We start from the raw sequence: 24,833 nt of genomic DNA on the forward strand, positions 1-24,833 counted from the left end.
TCCCGTTGTCGTCTCAGCAGCCCGCGCAGATGCGACGGGCGGAGGATTGCAGATGCATGATGCCAGCATGAGCCTCTCCGGCGCGTCCTCGAACGGGGACCGTCTCCACTGGGCGGACAGAAGCGACAATCGTTTGAACATCGTCATCGTCGACGATCAGACCTCCGCGCGCACGATGCTGCGGCATGTCATCGAGGACATCGCCCCGGAACTGACCGTACGCGACTTCGGCGACTCGCAGGCCGCGCTGGCCTGGTGCGAAGCGGGCAAGGTCGATCTGCTGTTGCTCGACTACCGCATGCCGGGCATGGACGGGCTGGAGTTCGCGCGGCGCCTGCGCCGGCTGCCCAAGCACCGCGACATTCCCATCATCCTGATCACCGTGGTCGGCGACGAGCCGATCCGCCAGGCGGCGCTGGAGGCGGGGGTGATCGACTTCCTGGTCAAGCCGATCCGCCCGCGCGAACTTCGCGCGCGCTGCCACAACCTGCTGCAGTTGCGGCTGCAGAGCGAGAACATCAAGCAGCGCGCGATGTCGCTGGAGCAGCGCCTGCTGGCCAGCATGCGCGAGGTCGAGGAACGCGAGCGCGAGACCCTGTCGCGGCTGGCCCGGGCCATCGAGTACCGCGACGTCGGCACCAGCGCCTACCTGGAGCGGATGGCGCACGTGGCCGGGCTGATCGCCGAGCAACTGGGCCTGTCCGAGGACGAGGTGCGGGTCATCGAGATGGCGGCGAGCCTGCACGACATGGGCAAGATCGCCATTCCCGACGCGGTGCTGCTCAAGCCGGGCAAGCTCAGCGAGGACGAGATGGCGGTGATGCGCATGCACCCGCGCATCGGCTACGAACTGCTCAGCGGTAGCCAGAACCGCTTCATCCAGGTCGGCGCGCTGATCGCCCTGCGCCACCATGAGCGCTACGACGGCAGCGGCTATCCGGACGGTCTGGTCGGCGAGGCGATTCCGCTGGAAGCGCGGATCGTGGCGGTCGCCGACGTGTTCGACGCCCTGATCTCGCCGCGTCCCTACAAGGAAGCCTGGACCATGGATGCGACCCTGGCCTACCTCTACGCCCAGCGCGGCCGCCTGTTCGACCCGCGCTGCGTGGACGCGCTGTTCCGCGGCCGCGAGCAGTTGCAGGTGATCTGCGAGAAATTCTCCACCGCCTCGGCGAGACCAGGAGTCTGACATGATCTCGGCGATCAGGTGGGTGCGGCAACGGTTCGCGGAGCGCAAGGATACCGAGCACGGCCAGGCGTTCGTCCGCATCTGCATGGTCGCGCTGATCCTGGCCTACGAACTGTCGTTCTCGCAGGGCTGGGACATCGCCCCGCGGCAGCGCGCCTACGTCATCGGCCTGACCCTGATCTCGCAGGCGGTGGCCCTGGCCCTGATGACCTGGATCGTGCTCCGGCCGCAGCGCTCGGACGTGCGCCGGATCATCGGCATGGTGGCCGACTACGGGCTGATGTCGATGGCGATGAGCGCGATCGGCGAGCCGATGGCCTGCATCTACGTGGTCATCATGTGGGTCACCATCGGCAACGGCCTGCGCTACGGCAACCGCTATCTGTACCTGGCCGTGGCCATGGCGGTGGCCAGTTTCAGCATCACGCTGATGACCAGCGACTACTGGATCGCCAATCGCGGCCTGGGCATCGGCCTGCTGGTCGGCCTGGCCGCCATCCCGCTGTATCTGTCGGGACTGTTGCGGCAATTGACCAGCACCACTGCCGAGGCGCGCCGCGCCAGCGAGGCCAAGAGCCGTTTCCTGGCCAACATGAGCCACGAGTTCCGTACCCCGTTGAATGGCCTGTCCGGCATGACCGAGGTGCTGGCGACCACGCGCCTGGACGCCGAGCAGCGCGAGTGCGTCAACACCATCCAGGCGTCCGCGCGCAGCCTGCTGTCACTGGTCGAGGAAGTGCTGGACATTTCCGCGATCGAGGCCGGCAAGCTGCGGCTCGACAAGCGCGATTTCTCGCTGCGCGAAACCCTGGAAGGGATCAGCCTGATCCTGCAGCCGCAGGCACGCGCCAAGCTGCTGACCTACCAGGTGGATGTCGCCCCGGACGTGCCTGACTACCTCTCCGGCGACCCGGGCCATCTGCGCCAGGTGCTGCTGAACCTGGCCGGCAATGCGATCAAGTTCACCGAGACCGGCCGGGTCGACATCCGCGTACGCCTGCACAAGAACGAGCAGGGGCAGCCGACGCGCCTGAGTTTCGACATCGTCGATACCGGCATCGGTGTGACGCCGGACATGCGGCCGCGCCTGTTCGAGGCGTTCGAGCAGGCCGACGTCGGCCTGTCGCGCCGCTACGAAGGCAGCGGCCTCGGCACCACGATCGCCAAGGGCCTGGTCGAGGCGATGGGGGGCAGCATCGGCTATCAGGAGAATGCGCCGCGCGGCAGCCATTTCTGGTTCGAACTGCCGTTCGTGGCCGCGGCGGTGCCGGCATCGGCGGACCTCGGTGCGCAGCAGGCCAGCGTGCCGGCGGCGGCCGAGGAGTTCGATACCAGCGGCAACGTCATCGCCTTCTCCGACCCGTTCCTGCGCCACCGCGCGCGGGTGCGCGGCATGCGCATCCTGGTCGCCGACGATCACGCCGCCAACCGCATGGTGCTGCAGCGCATGCTGCAGAAGGCCGGCCATCGTGTCATCTGCGTCGACGGCGCGGAGGCGGTGCTGGACGCGCTGGCCGAGACCGAATTCGACGCGGTGATCGTCGACCTGCACATGCCCGGCATGAGCGGCCTGGACATGCTGCGGCAGTTGCGGGTGATGCAGGCCGGCGGACCGCGGACGCCGGTGGTGGTGCTCAGCGCCGATGTGACGCCCGAATCGATCCAGCGCTGCGAGCAGGCCGGCGCCAGGACCTTTCTGGCCAAGCCGGTGGTGGCCAACCGCCTGCTGGACACGCTCTCGGACATTGCGATGGAAGGGCGCCTGCGCGTCGGCAACGACACGACCGTGCGGCAGATGCCGGTGTCGAGCGAAGGGGTGCTGGATTCGTCGGTCCTGGACGAACTCGCCGGGCTTGGCATGGGCGATGGCTTCGAGCGCGAGTTCATCTCGCAATGCCTCAACGATGCCGAGGGCTGCCTCGGCGGCATGCAGATCGCCGGCGAAGCCGAGCATTGGGAGCGCCTGCGCGAACACGCGCATGCGATCAAGGGCGTCGCCAGCAACCTCGGCCTGATACGGCTCGCCAGCCTTGGCGGCGAGCTGATGCAGATGCCGGAATGGCAGGTGCGCAGCGAGTGGCGCCAGCGCTTGATGGCGCTCAACGCCAGCCTGACCGAAGGCCGCGAAGCCCTGGAATTCCGCGCCCGGCAGAGCGCCGTGCAGGACGGCGAACTGCGCTGAGGAACGCCCGGCGCGGGGCCGGGTCATCCCCTCGCTGCCGCCGGCATGCCGCTCAGGCGGCAACGACGCCGGCTTGCGCGCGCCGGACCTGGGCCCGCACCAGCCGATCCATCGTCCGCAGCGACTTCTCGCCCAGGGCCAGCGCGGCGTCCACCCAGATTTCGGTCACCGTCAGCAACTCCTCGCGGCTGACCGGCTGCACCACGTTGCGCATCGCGTTCATCGCCAGATGCGCCAGCGGCGCGCGCCGCTGTTGCTGGATCAGGTCGCGCACCGCCTCCTTGCCCTGGCCCTTGGGGACCAGCACGTCGACGATGCCCATGGCATGCATCTCCTGGCTGCTGAAGACGTGGCCTCCCAGGATGAGCTTCTCCGCGGCATGCGGCGCGATGCGACGGCTGAGGAATGAATACGCGCCCATGCCGGGAAACAGGCCAAACATGATTTCCGGCAGGCCCATGCCGACGTCTTCCTCGGCCACGATCAGATGGCACGACAGCGCCATCTCCAGGCCGCCTCCGAGCGCGTCGCCCTGCAGCAGGGCGATGGTGCGGAAATTGCCGCCGAGTCCTGTATGGAAGCGGTGGACGCCATCGATGCAGCTCGTCGCGTAGGCCATCAGACCGGCACGATCGCGGCGGCGGATGTAATGGCCGAACAGTTCAAGGTCCCCGCCCAGGTTGAACGCGCCGCCATCGGAGGCCAGCACCAGGCTGCCCAGCCGCGCCGAGGCCAGGGTGCCGGGCTGGCTGATCGCGGCGAGATAGCTGTGCATCTCGCGCATCAAGGTGGGATGGAAGCAGGGCCGCTGCTTCGCGGCACCGCCTGCATGCATGTACAGCCAGTGGCTATCGTCGTCGCCGTCGGCATCGATGCGGATGCTGGAGTAGGCGCGGGTACGGGGCAGCGGGTCGATCGTGCTCATGGCGGGCTCTCGGAAAGACGCCCGCGGAGATGGCGTGGCGCAGCGGGCGAGTGCGTTTCCACCCGGCGGATGCTACACCCGGGTGCCGTGGCCGGAACCCGCCCTGCCAGCGCCCGCACGGGCGCCGCGCGGGCGCCCGCCGGACCCGTTTACTGAGGCGGCGGCGCGTCGCGCAGCTCGCGACGCAGGATCTTGCCGACGTTGGTCTTGGGCAGCTCCTTGCGGAACTCGACGATGCGCGGATGCTTGTAACCGGTGAGGTTGGCGCGGGCGTGGGCCTTGACCTCGTCGGCGGTCAGGTTGGGGTCCTTCTTCACGATGACCACCTTGACCGCCTCGCCGGACTTCTCGTCCGGCACGCCGACCGCGGCCACTTCCAGCACGCCCGGCATCATCGCGATGACGTCCTCGACCTCGTTCGGATACACGTTGAAACCGGACACCAGGATCATGTCCTTCTTGCGGTCGACGATATAGAAGAAGCCCTGCGGATCCATCCGCGCCATGTCGCCGGTGTGCAGCCAGCCGTCGGCATCGATGGCGCTGGCGGTTTCCTCCGGCCGGCGCCAGTAGCCCTTCATCACCTGCGGCCCGCGGATGCACAGCTCGCCGACCTCGCCATGGGCGAGGACGTTCCCCTGGTCGTCCTTGACGCAGGCGTCGGTGGAGGGGATCGGCAGGCCGATCGCGCCGTTGTATTCGGTCAGGGTCAGCGGATTGATGCAGGCCGCCGGCGAGGTCTCGGTGAGGCCGTAGGCCTCGACCAGGGTGACGCCGGTGACCTGCTTCCAGCGCTCGGCCACCGCACGTTGCACCGCCATGCCGCCGCCCAGGGTGAACTTCAGTGAGGAGAAATCCACCTTGTCGAAGCCGGGGGTGTTGAGCAGGCCGTTGAACAGGGTGTTGACGCCGGTGAAGGCGGTAAAGCGGGTCTTCTGCAGTTCCTTGACGAAGCCGGGCATGTCGCGCGGATTGCTGATCAGGTGGTTGAGGCCGCCGAGCTTCATGAAGACCAGCCCGTTCGCGGTCAGCGCGAAGATGTGGTACAGCGGCAACGCGGTGATGATGACTTCCTTGCCTTCCTCCAGCTTGCCGGTCGCCGAGATCCACGCGCCGGCCTGCAGCATGTTGGCGACGAGGTTGCGGTGGGTCAGCATCGCGCCCTTGGCCACGCCGGTGGTGCCGCCGGTGTACTGCAGGAAGGCGATGTCGTCCGGCGCGATGTCGATCGGCGGCAGCGTGTGCAGGCGGCCGAGGGTCAGCGCGTCGCGGAAGCGGATCGCGTTGGGGATGTCGTAGTCCGGGACCAGCTTCTTGACGTACTTCAGGACGAAGTTGACCAGCGGCCCCTTGGGGAAGCCCAGCATGTCGCCCAGGCCGGTGGTGATGACCTGCTTGACCGGGGTGTCGGCGAGCACGTCCTGCACGGTGGTGCCGAAGTTGTCGATCACCACCAGTGCGCTGGCACCGGAGTCGATGAGTTGGTGGCGCAGTTCGCGCGGGGTGTACAGCGGGTTGACGTTGACCACGGTCATGCCGGCCAGCAGCACGCCGAAGGTGGCGATGGGGTACTGCAGGCAGTTGGGCATCATCAGGGCGACGCGGTCGCCCTTCTTGAGCTGCAGTTCGCCCAGCAGGTAGCCGGCGAATTGCCGGGCCAGTTCGCCGGCCTCGCGGTAGGTCAGGGTCTTGCCGAAGTTGCTGTAGGCGGGGCGGTCGCCGAACTTGGCCACGGAGCTTTCGAAGACGGCGGCGACGGAGCGGTATTCCTCGACATCGATGTCGGCGCCAACGCCGGCCGGATAACTCTGCAACCACGGACGATCCAGACTCATATTCCCCCTCCAGGAAACGTGTTGATTGGCTCACGACGGACAGTATCCGTCAGAACCGGCAACGGCAGCATACCGTTCCGTAGGGAAAAGGCGAACAGGGGTGGGGTGGTTGTTGCGGGGAGTCGTTGATTTTCTTGGTGTTGTGCGCTGCACGCTGAGCGCTTGAAATGCTGCGGCGAGTGCTGGCGCCTTGGTGCTTGCCGGGCAATGCCAAGCAAAGGCTTTCGCCCTTTCGGGCGAGTTACTTTTCTTTGCTTGTGCAAAGAAAAGTAACCAAAAGAAAGCACACCCTGCCTACGCGCCCTCCGCGCTGCGCGCTCCGGGTTCGCGTCCATCCCGGGGATCCGCGGAAGGGGCATCCTGCCCCTGCCGCGGACGGCGCACATCCATGTGCGCCGCCCTTCGGGTGTTTCCCCGGGACGGCCGCCGCTTCGGAAGGGAACCCGGAAGAGCAGGAGCAAATACAACAGCAACTGCAACTGCAACTGCAGTTGCAACTGCGGACGTCGCGGCCGCGGATTGATGATTGGACATGGTCCCTTCGCTGCCGGCAGTGCTGCGAAGCGCCCCCGCGCAGGCGCGGGGGCCGGGCTGCCGCTGCCGGAAACCGCAGGGTCGGTCAGCGCGCCGCCAGCTGACGCAGTACGTACTGCAGCAGGCCGCCGTGGCGGAAGTACTCCACTTCCTTCGGGGTCAGCAGCATCACCGCCACCTCGAAGGTCTGCGCACTGCCGTCGGCCTTCGTGGCGACGACCTTGGCGCGCTTGCTGGCGCCGTCCTGCAGGCCGGTGATCTCGAAGACTTCCGAGCCGTCCAGGCCCAGGCTCTGCGCGTTCTGGCCGTCGAGGAACTGCAGCGGCAGCACGCCCATGCCGACGAGATTGGAGCGGTGGATGCGCTCGAAGCTTTCGGCGATTACCGCCTTGACCCCGAGCAGGTTGGTGCCCTTGGCTGCCCAGTCGCGCGAGGAGCCGGTGCCGTATTCCTTGCCGCCGATCACCACCAGCGGCACGCCGTCGGCCTTGTACTTCATCGCCGCGTCGTAGATCGCCAGCTTTTCCGGCTGGCCGCCGCCGGGCGGGTGGTACAGGGTGTTGCCGCCTTCCTCGCCGCCGAACATCAGGTTCTTGATGCGGATGTTGGCGAAGGTGCCGCGGACCATGACGTCGTCGTTGCCGCGGCGGCTGCCGTAGCTGTTGAAGTCGGCCGGCTGCACGCCGCGCTCCTGCAGGAAGCGGCCCGCCGGCGAGTCCTTCTTGATGTTGCCGGCCGGGGAGATGTGGTCGGTGGTGATCGAATCGCCGAACAGGCCCAGCACGCGCGCGCCGTGCACGTCCTCGATGCGGCCGACCTGCATGGTCATGCCGTCGAAGTAGGGCGGGTTCTTGATGTAGGTGGAGGCGCCGTCCCAGGCGTACAGCTCGCCATCGGGCGAGGCGATGGTGTTCCAGCGGCTGTCGCCCTTGAACACGTCGGCGTAGTTCTGCTTGAACATCTCCGGGCCGACCGTTGCGGCGATGGTGTCGCCGATCTCCTTGTTGCTCGGCCAGATGTCGCGCAGGTACACCGGCTGGCCGTCGCTGCCGGTGCCGAGCGGGTCGCGGGTCAGGTCGATGTCGGTGGTGCCGGCGATGGCGTAGGCGACCACCAGCGGCGGCGAGGCCAGGTAGTTCATCTTCACTTCCGGATGCACGCGGCCTTCGAAATTGCGGTTGCCCGACAGCACCGAGGCCACCACCAGGTCGTCCTGGGCGATCGCCGCGGACACGTCCTCCGGCAGTGGGCCGGAGTTGCCGATGCAGGTGGTGCAGCCATAGCCGACCACGTAGAAACCGAGCTGTTCCAGGTCGTCCATCACCCCGGCCTTCTTGAGGTAATCGGTGACCACCAGCGAGCCCGGCCCGAGCGAGGTCTTGACCCAGGGCTGCGCCTTCAGGCCCTTGGCCAGGGCGTTGCGTGCGAGCAGGCCGGCGCCGAGCATCACCGCCGGGTTGGAGGTGTTGGTGCAGGAGGTGATCGCCGCGATCACCACCGCGCCGTCGCGCAGGCGCCAGCCGGCGCCGCTGGCCTCGGCCTCCTGCGCCTGCGCCGCCTGGGCGCCGACCGCGGTGCCGCCGCCGCCTTCGTTCTTGAGCCGGTCTTCCTGTTTCGCATCGCTGTGGCGCTTGCTGCGCGCGTCGGCGAACGGCACCAGGCTGTCGCGGAAGTTGCGCTGCATGTCTTCCAGCAGCACGCGGTCCTGCGGGCGCTTGGGGCCGGCCAGCGACGGCTTGACCTCGCCCATGTCCAGTTCCAGCGTCGCGCTGTAGCTGGCGTGCGCGCTGTCGGCGTCGTGCCACAGGCCCTGCGCCTTGGCGTAGGCCTCGACCAGCGCGATCTGCTCCTCGCTGCGGCCGGACAGGCGCAGGTAGGTCAGCGATTCGGCGTCGATCGGGAAGATGCCGCAGGTGGCGCCGTACTCCGGCGCCATGTTGCCGATGGTGGCACGGTCGGCCAGCGGCAGGTGCTGCAGGCCGTCGCCGAAGAACTCGACGAACTTGCCGACCACGCCGTGCTTGCGCAGCATCTGCGTCACCGTCAGCACCAGGTCGGTGGCGGTGGCGCCTTCGGGCAGCTTGCCGGTGAGCTTGAAGCCCACCACCTGCGGGATCAGCATCGAGGAGGGCTGGCCGAGCATCGCCGCTTCGGCCTCGATGCCGCCCACGCCCCAACCGAGCACGCCGATGCCGTTGATCATGGTGGTGTGGCTGTCGGTGCCGAACACGGTGTCCGGATAGGCCAGCGCCTCGCCGTCGCGTTCGCCGGTCATCACCACCCGCGCCAGGTGCTCCAGGTTGACCTGGTGCACGATGCCGGTGTTCGGCGGCACTACCTTGAAGTTGTCGAAGGCCTTCTGGCCCCAGCGCAGGAAACCGTAGCGCTCCTTGTTGCGCTGGAATTCGATCTTGCCGTTGAGATCCAGTGCGTCGGGCTTGCCGAACACGTCCACCTGCACCGAGTGGTCGATCACCAGTTCCGAGGGAATCAGCGGGTTGATCTGCTCCGGACGTCCGCCGAGCTTGACCACTGCATCGCGCATCGCCGCCAGGTCGACCACGCACGGCACGCCTGTGAAATCCTGCAGCACCACGCGTGCCGGCATGAACGCGATCTCGGTGTCCGGCTCGGCGGTCGGCTGCCATTGCGCCACCGCTTCGATGTGCTCCTTGCCGACGGTCGCGCCGCCGTCCTCGTGGCGCAGCAGATTCTCCAGCAGGATCTTCAGCGAGTAGGGCAGGCGCGAGATGTCGAAGCGCTCGCCGAGCTTGGGCAGGCTGAAGTAACCGTAGGTCTTGCCGCCGACGTGGAGTTGGCTGCGGGTGGAGAACGAGTCGTTCATGCGGGGGAACTCCTGATTGCGGGTGGCTTGCAGTGGCCCGCTGTGACGAGCCTGCTTGCGAGTGCCGGGCCATTGCGTTGCCGGCATTGCGTCGCGTCGCGGCGCGGCCGGAAGGCGCGGCGGCCCAAGGCGTCGGGCCGAAGCTTACACGTTCAGATGTAGCGCCCGTGTCACGGCTTGCCGCGCCAGCGGCTCATCAGCATCTGCAGGAAACGCTCGGCGCTGGGCGAGAGCAGCGCGCTGCGCCGGCGCACGATGCCGATGGTGCGCGAGACCACCGGATTGCCGATCGGCCGCGTCACCAGGATCGGATGTTCGCCGTCGGGGGTGGCCATCTTCGGCAGCACCGACACGCCGATGCCGGCTTCGACCATGCCCAGCGAGGTGGACAGGTGGGTCACTTCGTAGTGCCAGCTCAGCTTCAGGTTCTCGCGCGCCAGTGCGCCGTCGAGCAGGGTGCGGTTGCCGCTGGTGCGGTGCACGGTGATCAACTGGTGCTGGGCCAGGTCGGCCCATTCGATCCGGCGTTTCTTCGCCAGCGGATGATCGCGACGACAGGCCAGCACGAACGGGTCTTCGGCGAGCACGTCGAAATCCAGGTTGGGATCGTTGGCGCCCATGAAGTTGATGCCGAACTCCACCTCGCCGCGTTCCACCGCCTGCAGGCCCTCGGTGGCCGGGATGTCGAGAATGCGGAAGCGCACGTGCGGATGCGCCTCGCGGAAGCGCGCCATCACGCTGGGCAGGAAGTAGAACGCGGCCGTCGGCAGGCAGGCGATGGTGACGGTGGCGCCGCGCGCATCGTTGTGGCCGCGCACCGAGAACAGCGAGCCGTCGAACTCCTCGATCATGCGCCGCACCAGCGGCAGCAGGTTCTCGCCGATGGCGGTGGTGGCCACGCTGCGGGTGGTGCGCTCCAGCAATGGCGACCCCACCGCCTGTTCCAGCTTCTGGATGCGCCGGCTCAGCGCCGGTTGCGACATGTGCAGCGCCTCGGCCGCGCGGTGGAAGCTGCGCGTCTCGGCCACCAGCAGGAACGCGCGCAGGTCGAGGATTTCGCAATTGATGCTCATAGGTAATCAATCATCGGGAAATTAGCAATTCACAGATCAATTGGGGTCATGCCAGTATCGAATCAGACGAAGACATTCATCTTCATGGCGCATCAATCTACACCATGTCCAACGATCTGCTCGGCATTCCCTGCGTGCTCATGCGCGGCGGCACCTCCAAGGGGCCGTTCTTCTTCGCGCCGGACCTGCCGGCCGATCCCGCCCGCCGCGACCGCCTGCTGCTGGAGGTGATGGGCGCCGGCCATCCGCTGCAGATCGACGGCATCGGCGGCGGCAACGCGCTGACCAGCAAGGTCGCCATCATCGACCGCTCCAGCCGCGCCGACGCGGACGTGGACTATCTGTTCGCGCAGGTGCGGGTCGAGCAGCAGGTGGTGGACACCTCGCCCAACTGCGGCAACATGCTGGCGGCGGTGGCGCCGTACGCGATCGAGCGCGGCCTGGTGCAGGCGCAGCATCCGCGCACCCAGGTGCGCATCCACAACGTCAATACCGGCAAGCTGATCGTGGCCACGGTGGAAACGCCGCATGGCCGGGTGGTGTACCGTGGCGAGACGCGCATCGCCGGTGCGCCCGGCGCGGCCGCGCCGATCTGGCTGTCGTTCCTGGACGCGGCCGGCGCGCGCACCGGCAAGCTGTTGCCGAGCGGCCATGCGCAGGACACCATCGACGGGGTCGCGACGAGTCTGGTGGATTGCGCCATGCCGATGATGCTGCTGCGTGCCGCCGATCTCGGCGTGCGCGGCGATGCCTCGCCTGCCGAGCTGAATGCCGATGCCGCGCTGCTGGCGCGGCTGGAGGCGCTGCGGATCGAGGCGGGCGCGCGCATGGGCATCGCCGACGCCGGCAGCAAGGTGATTCCCAAGCCGGTGCTGCTGTCGGCGCCGCAGCATGGCGGCGACCTGCAGGTGCGCTATTTCATGCCGCAGCAGTGCCACACCGCGCTGGCCATCACCGGCGCGGTCGGCATCGCCACCGCGGCGGCCACGCCGGGTACCCTGGCCAATGCCTTCGTCGGCGATGCGGTGCTGCCGCGCCACGTCGTCCTGGAACATCCAAGCGGCGCCCTGGAGGTGGGATTGAGCCGCACCGCGGCCGATGCGCCGATCGTCGCCAGCGTGGTGCGCACCGCCCGCCGGCTGTTCGAAGGGCGGGTCTTCGCGACCTCGCCCGTGTCCACCGAGGCCCGCCAATGGATCTCCGCGGCATGACATGACCCGAACCGGCCGGGCGCCTGCACGCACGCACGGCGTCCGCGACCGACAACGCACACGCTTCAATCCTGGGAGGGATCTATGTTGTCCAGAACGTTCTTCACCGTGGCGCTCGCCGCGGCCGGCCTGCTGCTTCTCACCGCCTGCGGCAAGGGCCGCGGCGATGCGGCGAGCGCCGACGCCACCCCCGTGCGCATCAGCGTCGGGTCCTACAATCTCAACAACCTGCCGTTCTTCATCGCCGACGCCAACGGCTACTTCGACCAGGTCGGGGTCAAGGTCAAGACCGAGAACTTCGCCCAGGGCGGCTCCAAGGTGCTGCAGGCCTTGGTGGCCAACTCCACCGACGTGGCGGTGGGTTTCTACGACCACACCATCCAGATGCAGTCCAAGCGCAAGGACGTGGTCGCCTTCGTGCTGCTCTCGCGCAATTCCGGGCTGGTGCTGGCCGGGCGCAACGACACCGCATTCGATCCGGCCAAGCCGCAGACCATCAGGGGCCTGAAGGTCGGCATCACCGCGCCGGGCTCCTCGTCCGACTTCTTCGTGCGCCATTACCTCTCGCGCAACGGCATCGCCGAGAGCGCGGTGTCGTTGATCGGCGTGGGCTCGGGCGCGGCCGCGGTGGCGGCCCTGGAGCAGGGCAAGATCGACCTGCTGGTCAACTACGACCCGGCGGCGACCCTGATCAGCGAGCGCAAGATCGGCAGGATCCTGATCGACGCGCGCAGCGATGCCGGCGCACGCCAGGTCTACGGTGGGCTGTACCCGACCTCGGTGATGTACGCCAACCGCAGCTTCCTGGAACAGCGGCCGCAGGATGCGGAGAAGATCGTGCGTGCCGAGCAGATGGCGCTGCGCTTCATCGCCGACCACTCCGCCGAGGAGATCGTCGCGGCCTTGCCCGATGCCTATGTCTCCGGCGACCGCGCCACCTATGCGCGTGCGGTGGAGAACGCCCGTGCCATCTTCACCCGCGACGGACGCTTCGTCGCCGCCGACCTGGAAACGCCGTTGACCGTGCTGCGCGAGTTCAACAAGGACGTGGCGCGCGCGGACATCGATCTGACCAGGACCTACACCAACGCCTTCGTGGATCGCGCCAGCGGTGCGGCGAAGGCGGCCCAACCGTGAGCGGAGGAACCATGGCACGCAACGCTACCGTGCAGCGCCTCAACGGCGCGCCACACCTCGATCCGGCGCAGACGATGGTCGCGATCAACAACGTCACCATGTCCTTCGGCGATTTCACCGCCGTGCGCGACGTGGACATCCAGGTCGCCGATGGCGAATTCCTCGCCATCGTCGGCCCCACCGGCTGCGGCAAGAGCACCATCCTCAATTCGGTGGCGGGGCTGCTGTCGCCGTCTGCTGGCCAGGTCGTCATCGACGGCCGCCCGGTCGCCGGTGTGCAGGAGGCGGTCGGCTACCTGTTCCAGCAGGACGCGCTGCTGCCGTGGAAGACCGCCTTCCAGAACGTGGAATTGGGCCTGCGCTTTCGCGGCGTGGCCGACGCCGAGCGCAAGCAGCGCGCCAATGCCTGGCTGGCCAAGGTCGGCCTGGCCGGGTTCGAGCACCGCTACCCGCACCAGCTCTCCGGCGGCCAGCGCAAGCGCGTGCAGATGGCGCAGGCGCTGATCGTGGAGCCGAAGGTGATCCTGATGGACGAGCCGTTCTCGGCGCTGGACATCCACACCCGCCACCTGATGCAGAACGAACTGCTGCGGCTGTGGCAGGAGCAGCGCCGCTCGGTGATCCTGATCACCCACGATCTGGAGGAGGCGATCGCGCTGGGCGATCGCGTGGTGGTGTTGTCCTCCGGTCCCGCCAGCCGCGTGGTGCGCAGTTTCGACGTGGACCTGCCGCGCCCGCGCAACGTCGCCGAGATCAAGCTCGACACGCGTTTCACCGACCTGTACCGCGACATCTGGGCCTGCCTGCGCGGCGAAGTGGAGAAGAGCTATGCACGCCAAGACTGACAAACTCATCCAGCTCGCGCTGGTCGTGGCCGTGTTCGGCGGCTGGGAGGGCGGCATCGCCCTGGGTCTGATCGACCCGTTCTTCTTCCCGGCGCCGACGGCGATCGTGCAGCAGGCCTGGGCCTGGCTGTCCGACACCGGGTTCTACCAGCACGTCTACATCACCCTGACCGAGACCGCGCTCGGCTACGTCATCGGCACCGCGCTGGGTGTGGCCGGCGGCGTATGGCTGGGCCTGAGCCGGCGCTCGGCGCGGATCCTGGATCCCTTCATCAAGGGCTTCAACGCGATCCCGCGCGTGGTGCTGGCGCCGATCTTCGTGCTGTGGCTGGGCCTGGGCCTGTGGTCGAAGGTGGCGCTGGCGGTGACCCTGGTGTTCTTCACCACGTTCTTCAACGCCATGCAGGGCGTGCGCGAGGTCAATCCGGTGGTGCTGGCCAATGCGCGCATCCTCGGCGCCAATCGCCGCGACCTGCTGCGCCACGTGTACTTCCCGGCGGCGGCGAGCTGGATCCTGTCGTCGCTGCGCACCTCGGTGGGCTTTGCCGTGGTCGGCGCGATCATCGGCGAATACCTGGGCGCCTCCGCCGGCCTGGGCTACCTGATCGCGCAGGCCGAGGGCAACTTCAATGCCGTGGGCGTGTTCGCCGGCATCATCATCCTGGCCGCCTTCGTGCTGCTCATCGATGCGCTGCTGGACGTGATCGAGAACCGCCTGATCACCTGGCGTCCCAACGCGCAGAACCAGGCCACCAGCTGACCGCGGCCGCGCGCCGCCGGCCCGGCCGGTGGCGCGCTTGTCGCGCGCATCGCATCCCCCGCACCATCGCAACGGGCCAGCGCCAGGCCAGGCGCCCGGCTGGCCGGAGAGACCCATCCATGCATCCCCATCCCGTGCTGCCCCGCGCAGCGCTGACGCTCGCGCTCGGCCTGCTGCTCGGCGGCGCCAACGAAGCCGCTGCGCAAACCGTGCCGGCCGCGCCGGCCACGTTGAGCCAGGCCGAACTGACCGTGCTGGTGCGGCAGCAGGCGCAGCAGATCCAGCAGCTGCAGGCGCGGCTCGACGCGCTGCAGGCCCCCGCCGCGCCGAGTCCGGCGCCCGCCACCACCGCACCGGCGCTGGAAGGTCGCGTCGCCGCGCTCGAATCGGCGCAGACCAAGGCGCCGAAGGTGTCGTGGTCGAAGGGCGCGCCGGAGTTCGCCAGCGCCGATGGCAACGTGGTGTTCCGTCCGCGCGGCCGCCTGTTCGTCGATGCCTCCAGTACCGACGGTTCCGCCGCCAGCCAGCGCAACCTGTCCGGCACCGAGATCCGCTCGGTGCGGCTAGGCGCCGAAGGCCGCTACGGGCAGCTCGGCTGGGTGGTGGAAGGCGACTTCGCCGACAACGCGGTGGCCTGGAAATCGGTGTACGCCAGTATCGACCATCGCCTGTTCGGCCTGCCGGCCGAGCTGAGCGTGGGCAATCGCCTGAACGATCGCGGCATCGACGGCGCCAGCAGCACCTCCAACACCCCGTTCCAGGACCGCAACGTGGTCGGCACCCTGATCCTGCCGCAACGCGGCCTGTTCGGCGTCGGCCTGACCGAGCGCCTCTACGGGCGCGACTGGCACGCCAGCCTGTCGGTGGCCGGCAACGACCTCAACAACGCCGGCGACGACAACGACAGCCTGACCTGGGCGGCGCGCGCGCACTGGAATCCGCTGGCCGGCAAGGCCGCGACCGTGCACCTGGGCGCCTGGGCCTTCCACGAGGAGATCGCCGCTGGCGCCAACGGGGTGCTGCGCAGTTCGGCGATCGCCGGGCACTTCAACGACCAGGTCCGGATCGCGCCGGGAACGCTGCTGGGCGCGCAGCGCAGCGACGCCTACGGTGCGGAACTGGCCGGCGTCTTCGGCCCGGCCTGGGCCAGCGGCGAGTGGGGCACGCGCAACCTGCGCGGGCGTGGCGCGGCCGGCGGCTACGATCTCGATCACCAGGCCTGGGCGGTATCGGCTGGCTGGTTCCTGTCCGGCGCGCTGCCCGCGTATGCCGGCAAGACCGGCACCTGGGGCCGGGTCAAGGTCGCCGACCCGGTCACCGCCGGCGGCGCCGGCGCCTGGGAACTGAAGCTGCGCTACGAGGATGTGGACTACGCCGAACTGCCGGGCGGCGGCCGCGGCAACGCCTGGACGCTGGGGACCAACTGGTACCTCAACGATGTCAGCCGGCTGATGCTCGACGTGATCCGCTGGCAGACCGACAACCGCAGCGGCACGGTGCAGGGCCGGGACCAGGGCACCACCTTCAATACCCGCCTGCAGGTGGCGTTCTGAGCCGCTGAGCGAGGGCAGGGCGGCCGGCGCCAGGTCGTTCCGCACCGGCGGCACGGCGCCCGCCAGCTGACCGGGCGCTGTGCCGCACCACGTCCGTCGCTGGCGGTATGACCGCTTGGGTATGTATAATCCGTGCATACCGAACCGGGCCTACACCGATGGAAGCCACTGTCGCCGAACGCGGTCAGATCACCCTTCCCAAGGCCGTGCGCGATGCGCTGGGCCTGAGCAAGGGCACCATCCTGAAAGTGGAACTGGACGGCGGCCGGATCATCCTGCGCAAGAGCGTGGACGATGCCATCTCGCGCGCCCGCGGCCGCTTCAAGCTCGACGGCTTCGCCAGCACCGACGAGGCGATGCGCGCGATTCGCGGCCGCGCCCCGGGCGATCCGTTCGAGCCCGAACCCGACGCCGGCGCATGATCGCCATCGACTCCTCCGTGCTGGTGGACCTGCTGGCCGACGGCCCGCAGGCCGACGCCGCCGAAGCCTGCCTGCGCCAGTGCCTGAGCACCGGCCCGGTGGTGGTCTGCGACATCGTCCTGGCCGAAGTCTGCAGCGCGCTGCGCGACGGCGCGGAGGCGTTGTCGGTGCTGGAGGACATGAGCATCCGCTTCAGCGCGCTGGAGGCCAAGTCGGCCTTGCGCGCCGGCGAGATGCAGCGCCGCTTCCGCGCCCGCGGCGGCAAGCGCGAGCGGGTGGTGGCCGATTTCCTGATCGGGGCGCATGCGCTGCTGCAATGCGATGGCCTGATCACCCGCGACGACGGTTTTTTCCGCGATTACTTCAAGGGCCTGAAGATCATCGTGCCCAAGCCCGCCGGCTGACGCCGCGCAACCGCTACCGCTCATCCCCACCGTTTTTTTCCGGAGAACCCGCATGTTGGAAGCCTACCGCCACCACGTTGCAGAGCGCGCCGCGCTCGGAATCCCGCCGCTGCCGCTGAGCGCGCAGCAGACCGCGCAGGTCATCGAGCTGCTGAAGAATCCGCCGGCCGGCGAAGAGCAGTTCCTGGTCGAACTGCTGAGCCAACGCGTGCCGGCCGGCGTCGACGACGCCGCCAAGGTCAAGGCCTCGTACCTGGCCGCGGTCGCCTTCGGCAGCGAGACCACCCCGCTGATCTCGCCCACCCGCGCCACCGAACTGCTGGGCACCATGCTCGGCGGCTACAACATCCATCCGCTGGTCGAGCTGTTGGACAACGCCGAGCTGGGCGCGGTCGCCGCCGAAGGCCTCAAGCACACCCTGCTGATCTTCGACGCCTTCCACGACGTGCAGGAAAAGGCCGAGGCCGGCAACGCGCACGCCAAGGCGGTGCTGCAGAGCTGGGCCGAGGCCGAGTGGTTCACCAGCAAGCCGGAAGTGCCGCAGAGCCTGACCATCACCGTGTTCAAGGTGCCGGGTGAGACCAACACCGACGACCTGTCGCCGGCGCCGGACGCCACCACCCGCCCGGACATCCCGCTGCACGCCCTGGCGATGCTGAAGAACAAGCGCGACGGCGCGCCGTTCGAGCCGGAAGAGGACGGCAAGCGCGGCCCGATCCAGGCCATCGCCGACCTCAAGGCCAAGGGCCACCTGGTCGCCTACGTCGGCGACGTGGTCGGTACCGGTTCCTCGCGCAAGTCGGCGACCAACTCGGTGCTGTGGTGGACCGGCGAGGACATCCCGTACATCCCCAACAAGCGCTTCGGCGGCGTGTGCCTGGGTTCGAAGATCGCGCCGATCTTCTACAACACCATGGAAGACGCAGGTGCGCTGCCGATCGAGCTGGACGTGTCGCAGATGGAGCACGGCGACGTGGTCGAGCTGCGTCCGTACGAGGGCAAGGCGCTGAAGAATGGGCAGGTGATCGCCGAGTTCGCGATGAAATCGGACGTGCTGTTCGACGAAGTGCGCGCCGGCGGCCGCATCCCGCTGATCGTCGGCCGCGGCCTCACCGCCAAGGCGCGCGAGTTCCTGGGCTTGCCGGCGTCGACCCTGTTCCGCCTGCCGATGGACCCGCCGGATACCGGCAAGGGCTTCTCGCTGGCGCAGAAGATGGTCGGCCGCGCCTGCGGGCTGCCGGAAGGCCAGGGCATGCGCCCGGGTACCTACTGCGAGCCGAAGATGACCTCGGTGGGTTCGCAGGACACCACCGGCCCGATGACCCGCGACGAGCTGAAGGACCTGGCCTGCCTCGGCTTCTCCGCCGACCTGGTGATGCAGTCGTTCTGCCACACCGCGGCGTACCCGAAGCCGGTGGACGTCAAGACCCACCACACCCTGCCGGAGTTCATCTCCACCCGCGGCGGCGTGTCGCTGCGTCCGGGCGATGGCGTGATCCACAGCTGGCTCAACCGCATGCTGCTGCCCGACACCGTCGGCACCGGCGGCGACTCGCACACCCGCTTCCCGATCGGCATCTCGTTCCCGGCCGGTTCTGGCCTGGTGGCCTTCGCCGCCGCCACCGGCGTCATGCCGCTGGACATGCCCGAGAGCGTGCTGGTGCGCTTCAAGGGGCAGATGCAGCCGGGCGTGACCCTGCGCGACCTGGTCAACGCGATCCCGCTGTACGCGATCAAGCAGGGCCTGCTGACCGTGGCCAAGCAGGGCAAGAAGAACATCTTCTCCGGCCGCATCCTGGAGATCGAAGGCCTGCCGGAACTGAAGGTGGAGCAGGCGTTCGAACTGTCCGACGCCTCCGCCGAGCGCTCGGCCGCCGGCTGCACGGTGCGCCTGAACAAGGAACCGATCGTCGAGTACCTGACCAGCAACATCACCCTGCTGAAGTGGATGATCGCCGAAGGTTATGCCGACGCGCGTTCGCTGGCGCGGCGGATCAAGAAGATGGAAGAGTGGCTGGCCGATCCGCAGCTGCTTGAGCCCGATGCCGACGCCGAGTACGCGGCGGTGATCGAGATCGACCTGGCCGACATTCACGAGCCGATCGTGGCCTGCCCGAACGATCCGGACGACGTGAAGACCCTGTCCGACGTCGCCGGCGCGGCGATCGACGAAGTGTTCATCGGTTCGTGCATGACCAACATCGGCCACTTCCGTGCCGCGGCCAAGCTGCTGGAAGGCAAGCGCGACATCCCGACCCGCCTGTGGGTTGCGCCGCCGACCAAGATGGACGCCTCGGAGCTGACCAAGGAAGGCCACTACGGCACCTTCGGCGCCGCCGGCGCGCGCATGGAAATGCCGGGTTGCTCGCTGTGCATGGGCAACCAGGCGCAGGCGCGCGAGGGCGCCACGGTGTTCTCGACCTCCACCCGCAACTTCCCCAACCGCCTGGGCCGCAACACCAACGTGTACCTGGGCTCGGCGGAACTGGCGGCGATCTGCTCGCGCCTGGGCCGGATCCCGACCAAGGAGGAATACATGGCCGACGTGGGCGTGATCAAGACCAGTGGCGAGCAGATCTATCGCTACATGAACTTCGATCAGATCCAGGACTACCAGGACGTGGCCGCCACGGTCGCGGCCTGATCGCCCCGGCGATGCGCTGACGCGAGGTGCCGCGCATGCGGCACCGTCGCAACGAAGAAGCCCGGCAGTGCCGGGCTTTTTCGTGGGTGTTGCCAGCGTTGCGACGCGCGACAGATTGGCCGCGCTGAGGCTACGCTCACGCCGGCAGCGCGGGCGCACGCCCGTGGAGCCAGTGTTCCAGCGCCGCGGCCGGCAGCGCCGGCGCGAACAGGAAGCCCTGCAGCACGCGGCAGCCCAGCCGCGCCAGGAACGCGCGTTGCGCTTCGGTTTCCACGCCCTCGGCAACGGTATGCAGGCCCAGGGTCTCGCCGATGCGCAGCACCGAGGTGGTCAGGGTCCGCGAGGTCTGGCAGTGCTCCAGGTCGCTGACGAAGCTCATGTCCAGCTTCAGTTCGTTGACCGGCAACTGATGCAGATGGCTGAGGCTGGAGTAACCGGTGCCGAAGTCGTCCAGCGACAGCAGCACGCCGCTGGCCTGCAACTGGCGCAGGTTGGCCAGCACCGCGTTGGGGTTGGAGAGCATGACGCTCTCGGTCATCTCCAGGGCCAGGTCGGCCGGTTGCAGGCCGAAGGTGGCGAGCAGGCCCTCCACCCGCGCCGGCAGCTGCGGATCGGCGAAATTGTTGGCCGACAGGTTCACCGCCACGCGCGGTACCGGGACGCCGCGCAGGCGCCAGTCGGCCATCTGCCGGCAGGCCTCGCGCAGCACCCAGTGGCCGAGTTCGTCGATCAGGCCGCATTCCTCGGCCATCGGCACGAACCGCGCCGGCGAGATCGCACCGAGGTTCGGATGCTCCCAGCGCAGCAGCGCTTCCACGCCGTACAGCGCATGCGGCGCCTGGCTGTCCAGTTGCGGCTGGTAGTGCAGTTGCAGCCTGTCGCGATGCAGGGCCTCGCGCAGCGCGGTCTCCATCGCCACGCGTTCCTGCGCCATGCGGTTCATGTCGGAACTGAAGTAGCGCACGCTGTGACCGCCCTCGTGCTTGGCCCGGAACATGGCCAGGTCGGCATGGCGCAGCAGGGTCTCGATGTCGGTGCCGTCCTCGGGGAACATCGCCACGCCGATGCTGGCGCTGGGATGCAGGGTCATCTGGCCCACCACCACCGGTTCGGCCAGCGCCAGCAGCAGGCGCTCGGCGACGCCGGCGGCGTGCTCGGCGCTGCAGTGCGGCAACATCAGCACGAATTCGTCGCCGGCCTGGCGGCCGACCAGGTCGGTCACGCCCAGGGTGTCGCAGATGCGCCGGGCGATGTCGCGCAGCAGGCCGTCGCCGGCGGTATGCCCCTGGGTTTCGTTGACGCGCTTGAAGCGGTCGATGTCCACGAACAGGATCGCCACCGGCGTGCCCTGATGCTCGGCGGCGGCCAGCGCCTGCTCGGCACGGGCGCTGAACATCACCCGGTTGGGCAGGCCGGTGAGCGAGTCGTAGAAGGCGAGTTGGTGGACGCGCGCCCTGGTCTGCTCGCGTTCCAGCGCCAGCGCGCACAGGTGCACACACAGTTCGATCAGGCGCAGGTGCCAGGCCAGCGGCTCGCGCACCTGCCGGTAGCACAGCGCGAAGCTGCCGAGGACGCGGCCGCTGCTGGACTTGATCGGGGTGGCCACGCAGGTGCCCAACTGCACATGGTCCACCAGCCCCATGTAGTCGGCGAACAGCGGGTCGGTGCGCGGGTCGAGCACCAGCACCTGCTTGCCGCGCCAGATCGAGGTGCCGAGCGCGCCGGCACGCGGTCCCGCGCGCATGTTGCTCATGGTCTCGCCGAACCGCACCGGCATGCTCGGCGCCGCCAGCGGCTGCAGGCGGCCGCTGCCGTCGACGCTGACGATCGCGGCCATCAGCTGTGGCGCGATGCGCTCGACCTCCTTGCAGATCAGCGTGGCGACCTCGACCAAGGGCTGTTCGCGGACCAGCGCCTCCAGCACGTTCTTGTGCAGCACCTCGTGCATCTTGCTCTGGGTGATGTCGGTGAACGAGAGGATGTAGTGCTGCTGGCTGCCGTCCTCGCCGGCGATAGGGGTGGCGACCAGGGTGGCCCACAGCGGGGTGCCGTCCTTGCGGTAGGCGAGGATGTCGGTCTGGTGGCCGAAACCGGCGCGCACGCGCTCGCGGGTGTGCTGCACGGTCTGCAGGTCGGTACCGGGGCCGGCCAATACGTTGCTCGGCAGATGCCCCAGCACTTCGCTCTCGGCATAGCCGAACACCTGGCTGAAGCCGGCGTTGACGTAGAGGATGTTCAACTGCGGATCGCAGACGACGATGGCGGCGTCGCTGGAGTCCAGTGCCAGCGACAGCAGCCGCATCCTGGCATCGCGGGCGCGCTCGGCGCTGATGTCGCGGACGAACAGCACCTGCAGCTGGCTGTAGTGCTGCGGGGCCCGCGCTGCGCTCACCGCCAGCCAGCGCGCCGCGCCCTCGTAGTCGTGCGTCAGCAGTTCGTAGCTGCCGCTGCCGCTGTCGTGCAGGCAATGCGCGAGGAAGTCGTCGCGCACCTCGGCATCGGCCAGCTCGCCCAGCGGACGCCCCAGCACCTGCGCGCGGGGACGGTTCCACAGCGCTTCGGCGGTGTGGTTGAAGGCGACCACGCGCCCCTGCGGATCGACGATCAGCACGCCTTCGGGCGCGTATTGCAGGCACAGCAGCAGATCCAGTTCGGATCGGGCCGATGCGACCCGCGCCGCTTCCACGCTGGCGTCGCTGGGCGCGCTCGACGTGACGAGGCGGCGGCCCGGCATGGTCTCAGCGGGCCTGCACGGACAGCGCGATCAGCCGCTCGGCGATCTTGTCCAGCGGCAGCACTTCCTGCGCCGCGCCCATGCGGAAGGCGGTGCCGGGCATGCCCCAGACCACGCTGGTGGCCTCGTCCTGGACCAGGGTGCTGGCGCCGGCCTGCAGCATTTCCAGCAGGCCGCGGGCGCCGTCGTCGCCCATGCCGGTCAGGATCGCGCCGATGGCATTGGCGCCGGCATTGCGCGCCACCGACTGGAACAGCACGTCCACCGCCGGCTTGTGCCGGTTGACCGGCGGGCCATCGTCGATCTTGCAGCGCCAGCGTGCGCCGTCGCGGATCACCTGCAGGTGCTTGCCGCCCGGCGGCAGGTAGGCGTGGCCGGGCAGGATCGCTTCGCCCTCGGTGGCCTCGCGCACGGCCATCGCCGAGTGCCGGTTGAGGCGGTCGGCGAAGGCGGTGCTGAAGCCGGCCGGCAGGTGCTGGGTCATCACCACCGCCGGGGCGTCGGCCGGCATGCCTTCCAGCACCACGCGCAGCGCCTCGGTGCCGCCGGCGGACGCGCCGATGGCGATCAGCCGGTCGGTGGTGCGGAACTTCAGCGAGGACACCGCGGCGGGCGTGGCGGTGGCGCCGGCCGGTTTCGGTGCGGCCGGCCGGTCCAGCGCGCGGACCTTGGCCTTGGCCGCGTTCTTGACCTTGGTGACGATCTCTTCGGCGTAGCCCTCCAGCCCGCGGGCCACGTCGAGCTTGGGCTTGGAGACGAAATCGACCGCGCCCAGCGACAGCGCCTGCAGCGTGGTGTCGGCGCCGCGCTCGGTGAGCGAGGAGATCATCACCACCGGCGTGGGCCGCAGCCGCATCAGGTTTTCCAGGAACGCCAGGCCGTCCATGCGCGGCATTTCCACGTCCAGGGTGATCACGTCCGGGTTCAGGCGCTTGATCTTCTCGCGCGCCAGCAGCGGATCGGCGGCCGAGCCGACCACTTCGATGCCGGGGGCGCCGGACAGGATCTCGGTGAGGATCTGCCGCACGACCGCGGAGTCGTCGACGATCAGCACGCGGCAAGGGGCTTCCAGGCTCATTCGAACAACTCCACGGCGCCGGTGACGGGGGCTTTGGTGAGACGGGCACGCACCGCCGACTCGGCCGCGGCGATTTCGGCCTCCTCGTGCGCGTGCGGCAGGCGCTGCACGACCACGCGGCCGGTGCCGGGGAAGAACCAGATCTTGCGCGGATGGATACCGCGCAGGTCCTCGGCCACCACCGGGATCTGCTCGGCCTTCAGATAGTTCAGCACGAAGTCGGCATTGCGCGTACCGACCGGGTTGTTGGTGAACCCCTTGAGCACGTTGCCGCCGCCGAACACCTTGGCTTCCAGGCGGTTGCGGGCGGCGCCGCGCTTGAGCAGGTCGTTGATCAGCACTTCCATCGCATAGCTGCCGTAGCGCGCCGGCGCACCGTCGCCGCTCTGGCCGTCGGGCAGCATGAAGTGATTCATGCCGCCGATCTTCAGCAGCGGGTCGCGGATGCAGGCGGCCACGCACGACCCCAGGATCGTGGTCAGCGCGGTGTCGTCGTCCACCACCAGGTACTGGGTCGGCAGCAGCTTGGCCGCCGTCGTCTGGAAGCGCGTATCGTGATAGCGCATCACCTGGTCTACGGCCATGGCTGCGGGGCTCATGTGCGATCCTTTTGCGCCCGGCGGTACAGCGTGCGGCCGCAGGGCTGGATCAGGTCGGCCGCATGCAGATAGTTTTCCGAATGGCCGGTGTAGAGCATGCCATCCTCGTCCAGGTGCGGAATCAGCCGCGACAGGATGCCGCGCTGGGTCGGCTTGTCGAAGTAGATCATCACGTTGCGGCAGAACAGCGCCAGGTACGGACCGGCCACATCGTAGCGCGGCTCCAGCAGGTTGAGCTGGCGGAACTCGAGCAGGTCGCGCAGCGCCGGCAGCACCCGGCACTGGCCTTCGTTGGCGCCGCTGCCGCGCTGGAAGTACTTGCGCTTGAGGGCGGGGTCGAGGCTGGCGACGCGCTCCAGCGCGTACACGCCGCGCGAGGCGGTGGCCAGCACCTGGGTGTCGACGTCGGTGGCCAGGATCCGCACCGGCGGCGTCAGCGTGCCGAACGCCTCGCAGGCGGTGATCGCCAGCGAGTAGGGCTCCTCGCCGGTGGACGAGGCGCAGGACCAGATCTTCAGCGGTGCGGCGCCGGAATGCTTCTGCAGCTCCTCGCGCAGCCGCTCGAAATGGTGCGGCTCGCGGAAAAACGAGGTCAGGTTGGTGGTCAGCGCGTTGGTGAACGCCTCCCATTCGTCGCCGCCGTCGCGCTCCAGCCAGTCCAGGTAGTCGCGGAACGAGCGCAGGCCCAGCACGCGCAGGCGCCGCGACAGCCGGCCGTAGACCATGTCGCGCTTGGCCGGGGCCAGGGCGATGCCGGCCTTCTGGTAGATGAGGTCGCAGACCCGCTTGAAATCGCGGTCGCTGAAGTCGAAGTCGCGATTGTCGGAACCGGAGGAGGGCGAAGCGGGAGTCTGGATGGCCAT

The 24,833-nt window shown here is 68.6% G+C and carries 18 protein-coding genes; 10 read left to right on the top strand and 8 right to left on the bottom strand.

Annotated elements, in window-relative coordinates; genetic code table 11:
• Positions 1-52 precede the first annotated feature (52 nt).
• Together rpfG and AC1G9L_RS10395 are read left to right on the top strand one after the other, a co-directional pair.
• Entirely contained in the window at positions 53-1,189 is a 1,137-nt protein-coding gene (rpfG, locus tag AC1G9L_RS10390; protein WP_481070954.1) for a cyclic di-GMP phosphodiesterase response regulator RpfG, read from the top strand.
• A 1-nt stretch (position 1,190) separates the two neighbouring features.
• Positions 1,191-3,371: an ATP-binding protein gene (locus AC1G9L_RS10395; RefSeq protein WP_019799935.1), complete on the top strand. Its 2,181-nt coding sequence runs from the start codon at positions 1,191-1,193 to the stop codon at positions 3,369-3,371.
• Between the two features lie 52 nt (positions 3,372-3,423).
• Here AC1G9L_RS10395 and AC1G9L_RS10400 read toward each other — a convergent pair whose 3' ends face one another.
• The 4 genes from AC1G9L_RS10400 to AC1G9L_RS10415 form a co-directional block, all read right to left on the bottom strand.
• Positions 3,424-4,296 (bottom strand): crotonase/enoyl-CoA hydratase family protein, encoded by an 873-nt coding sequence (locus AC1G9L_RS10400; protein WP_019799934.1) that lies wholly within the window; start codon positions 4,294-4,296, stop codon positions 3,424-3,426.
• 149 nt (positions 4,297-4,445) lie between these two features.
• Entirely contained in the window at positions 4,446-6,131 is a 1,686-nt protein-coding gene (gene rpfB, locus AC1G9L_RS10405; protein ID WP_019799933.1) for a fatty acyl-CoA ligase RpfB, read from the bottom strand.
• Positions 6,132-6,750: 619 nt separating this feature from the next.
• Positions 6,751-9,510, bottom strand: coding sequence for an aconitate hydratase AcnA (acnA, locus tag AC1G9L_RS10410; RefSeq protein WP_019799932.1), 2,760 nt, complete (start codon positions 9,508-9,510; stop codon positions 6,751-6,753).
• A gap of 170 nt (positions 9,511-9,680) precedes the next feature.
• Positions 9,681-10,583 carry a LysR substrate-binding domain-containing protein gene (locus AC1G9L_RS10415; protein ID WP_019799931.1) on the bottom strand — a complete coding sequence of 301 codons (903 nt, stop codon included), beginning with the start codon at positions 10,581-10,583 and terminating at the stop codon, positions 9,681-9,683.
• A gap of 104 nt (positions 10,584-10,687) precedes the next feature.
• Between AC1G9L_RS10415 and AC1G9L_RS10420 the strand changes: the two genes are divergently transcribed.
• From AC1G9L_RS10420 to acnB, 8 genes are all read left to right on the top strand, one after another.
• Entirely contained in the window at positions 10,688-11,794 is a 1,107-nt protein-coding gene (locus AC1G9L_RS10420) for a 4-oxalomesaconate tautomerase (RefSeq protein ID WP_019799930.1), read from the top strand.
• A gap of 84 nt (positions 11,795-11,878) precedes the next feature.
• Positions 11,879-12,931: an ABC transporter substrate-binding protein gene (locus AC1G9L_RS10425; protein WP_019799929.1), complete on the top strand. Its 1,053-nt coding sequence runs from the start codon at positions 11,879-11,881 to the stop codon at positions 12,929-12,931.
• A gap of 11 nt (positions 12,932-12,942) precedes the next feature.
• Positions 12,943-13,776, top strand: a complete 834-nt coding sequence (locus AC1G9L_RS10430) for an ABC transporter ATP-binding protein (protein WP_209248420.1) — start codon at positions 12,943-12,945, stop codon at positions 13,774-13,776.
• Positions 13,760-14,536: an ABC transporter permease gene (locus tag AC1G9L_RS10435; protein ID WP_010343324.1), complete on the top strand. Its 777-nt coding sequence runs from the start codon at positions 13,760-13,762 to the stop codon at positions 14,534-14,536. The genes AC1G9L_RS10430 and AC1G9L_RS10435 overlap by 17 nt, the downstream gene beginning before the upstream one ends.
• 119 nt (positions 14,537-14,655) lie before the next feature.
• On the top strand, positions 14,656-16,089 hold the full coding sequence (locus AC1G9L_RS10440) for an OprO/OprP family phosphate-selective porin (protein WP_481070958.1): 1,434 nt from the start codon (positions 14,656-14,658) through the stop codon (positions 16,087-16,089).
• A 158-nt stretch (positions 16,090-16,247) separates the two neighbouring features.
• On the top strand, positions 16,248-16,511 hold the full coding sequence (locus AC1G9L_RS10445; RefSeq protein ID WP_010343322.1) for an AbrB/MazE/SpoVT family DNA-binding domain-containing protein: 264 nt from the start codon (positions 16,248-16,250) through the stop codon (positions 16,509-16,511).
• Positions 16,508-16,915 carry a type II toxin-antitoxin system VapC family toxin gene (locus AC1G9L_RS10450; protein ID WP_010343321.1) on the top strand — a complete coding sequence of 136 codons (408 nt, stop codon included), beginning with the start codon at positions 16,508-16,510 and terminating at the stop codon, positions 16,913-16,915. The genes AC1G9L_RS10445 and AC1G9L_RS10450 overlap by 4 nt, the downstream gene beginning before the upstream one ends.
• Before the next feature lie 52 nt (positions 16,916-16,967).
• The gene (gene acnB / locus AC1G9L_RS10455) at positions 16,968-19,559 is read left to right on the top strand and encodes a bifunctional aconitate hydratase 2/2-methylisocitrate dehydratase (RefSeq protein WP_019802520.1); all 2,592 of its coding nucleotides are present in this window, start codon (positions 16,968-16,970) and stop codon (positions 19,557-19,559) included.
• 136 nt (positions 19,560-19,695) lie between these two features.
• Here the strand turns inward: acnB and AC1G9L_RS10460 are convergent, their stop codons facing one another.
• From AC1G9L_RS10460 to AC1G9L_RS10475, 4 genes are read right to left on the bottom strand one after another with little or no spacing between them, the layout of a single operon-like run.
• Positions 19,696-22,293 (bottom strand): EAL domain-containing protein, encoded by a 2,598-nt coding sequence (locus AC1G9L_RS10460; protein ID WP_019802521.1) that lies wholly within the window; start codon positions 22,291-22,293, stop codon positions 19,696-19,698.
• Between the two features lie 4 nt (positions 22,294-22,297).
• On the bottom strand, positions 22,298-23,371 hold the full coding sequence (locus AC1G9L_RS10465) for a protein-glutamate methylesterase/protein-glutamine glutaminase (RefSeq protein WP_041500147.1): 1,074 nt from the start codon (positions 23,369-23,371) through the stop codon (positions 22,298-22,300).
• Entirely contained in the window at positions 23,368-23,970 is a 603-nt protein-coding gene (gene cheD, locus AC1G9L_RS10470; RefSeq protein WP_010343316.1) for a chemoreceptor glutamine deamidase CheD, read from the bottom strand. Before cheD ends, AC1G9L_RS10465 begins: the two co-directional genes overlap by 4 nt.
• Positions 23,967-24,833 carry a CheR family methyltransferase gene (locus AC1G9L_RS10475; protein WP_019802525.1) on the bottom strand — a complete coding sequence of 289 codons (867 nt, stop codon included), beginning with the start codon at positions 24,831-24,833 and terminating at the stop codon, positions 23,967-23,969. Before AC1G9L_RS10475 ends, cheD begins: the two co-directional genes overlap by 4 nt.

The organism is Xanthomonas sp. NCPPB 1132, assembly GCF_056629235.1.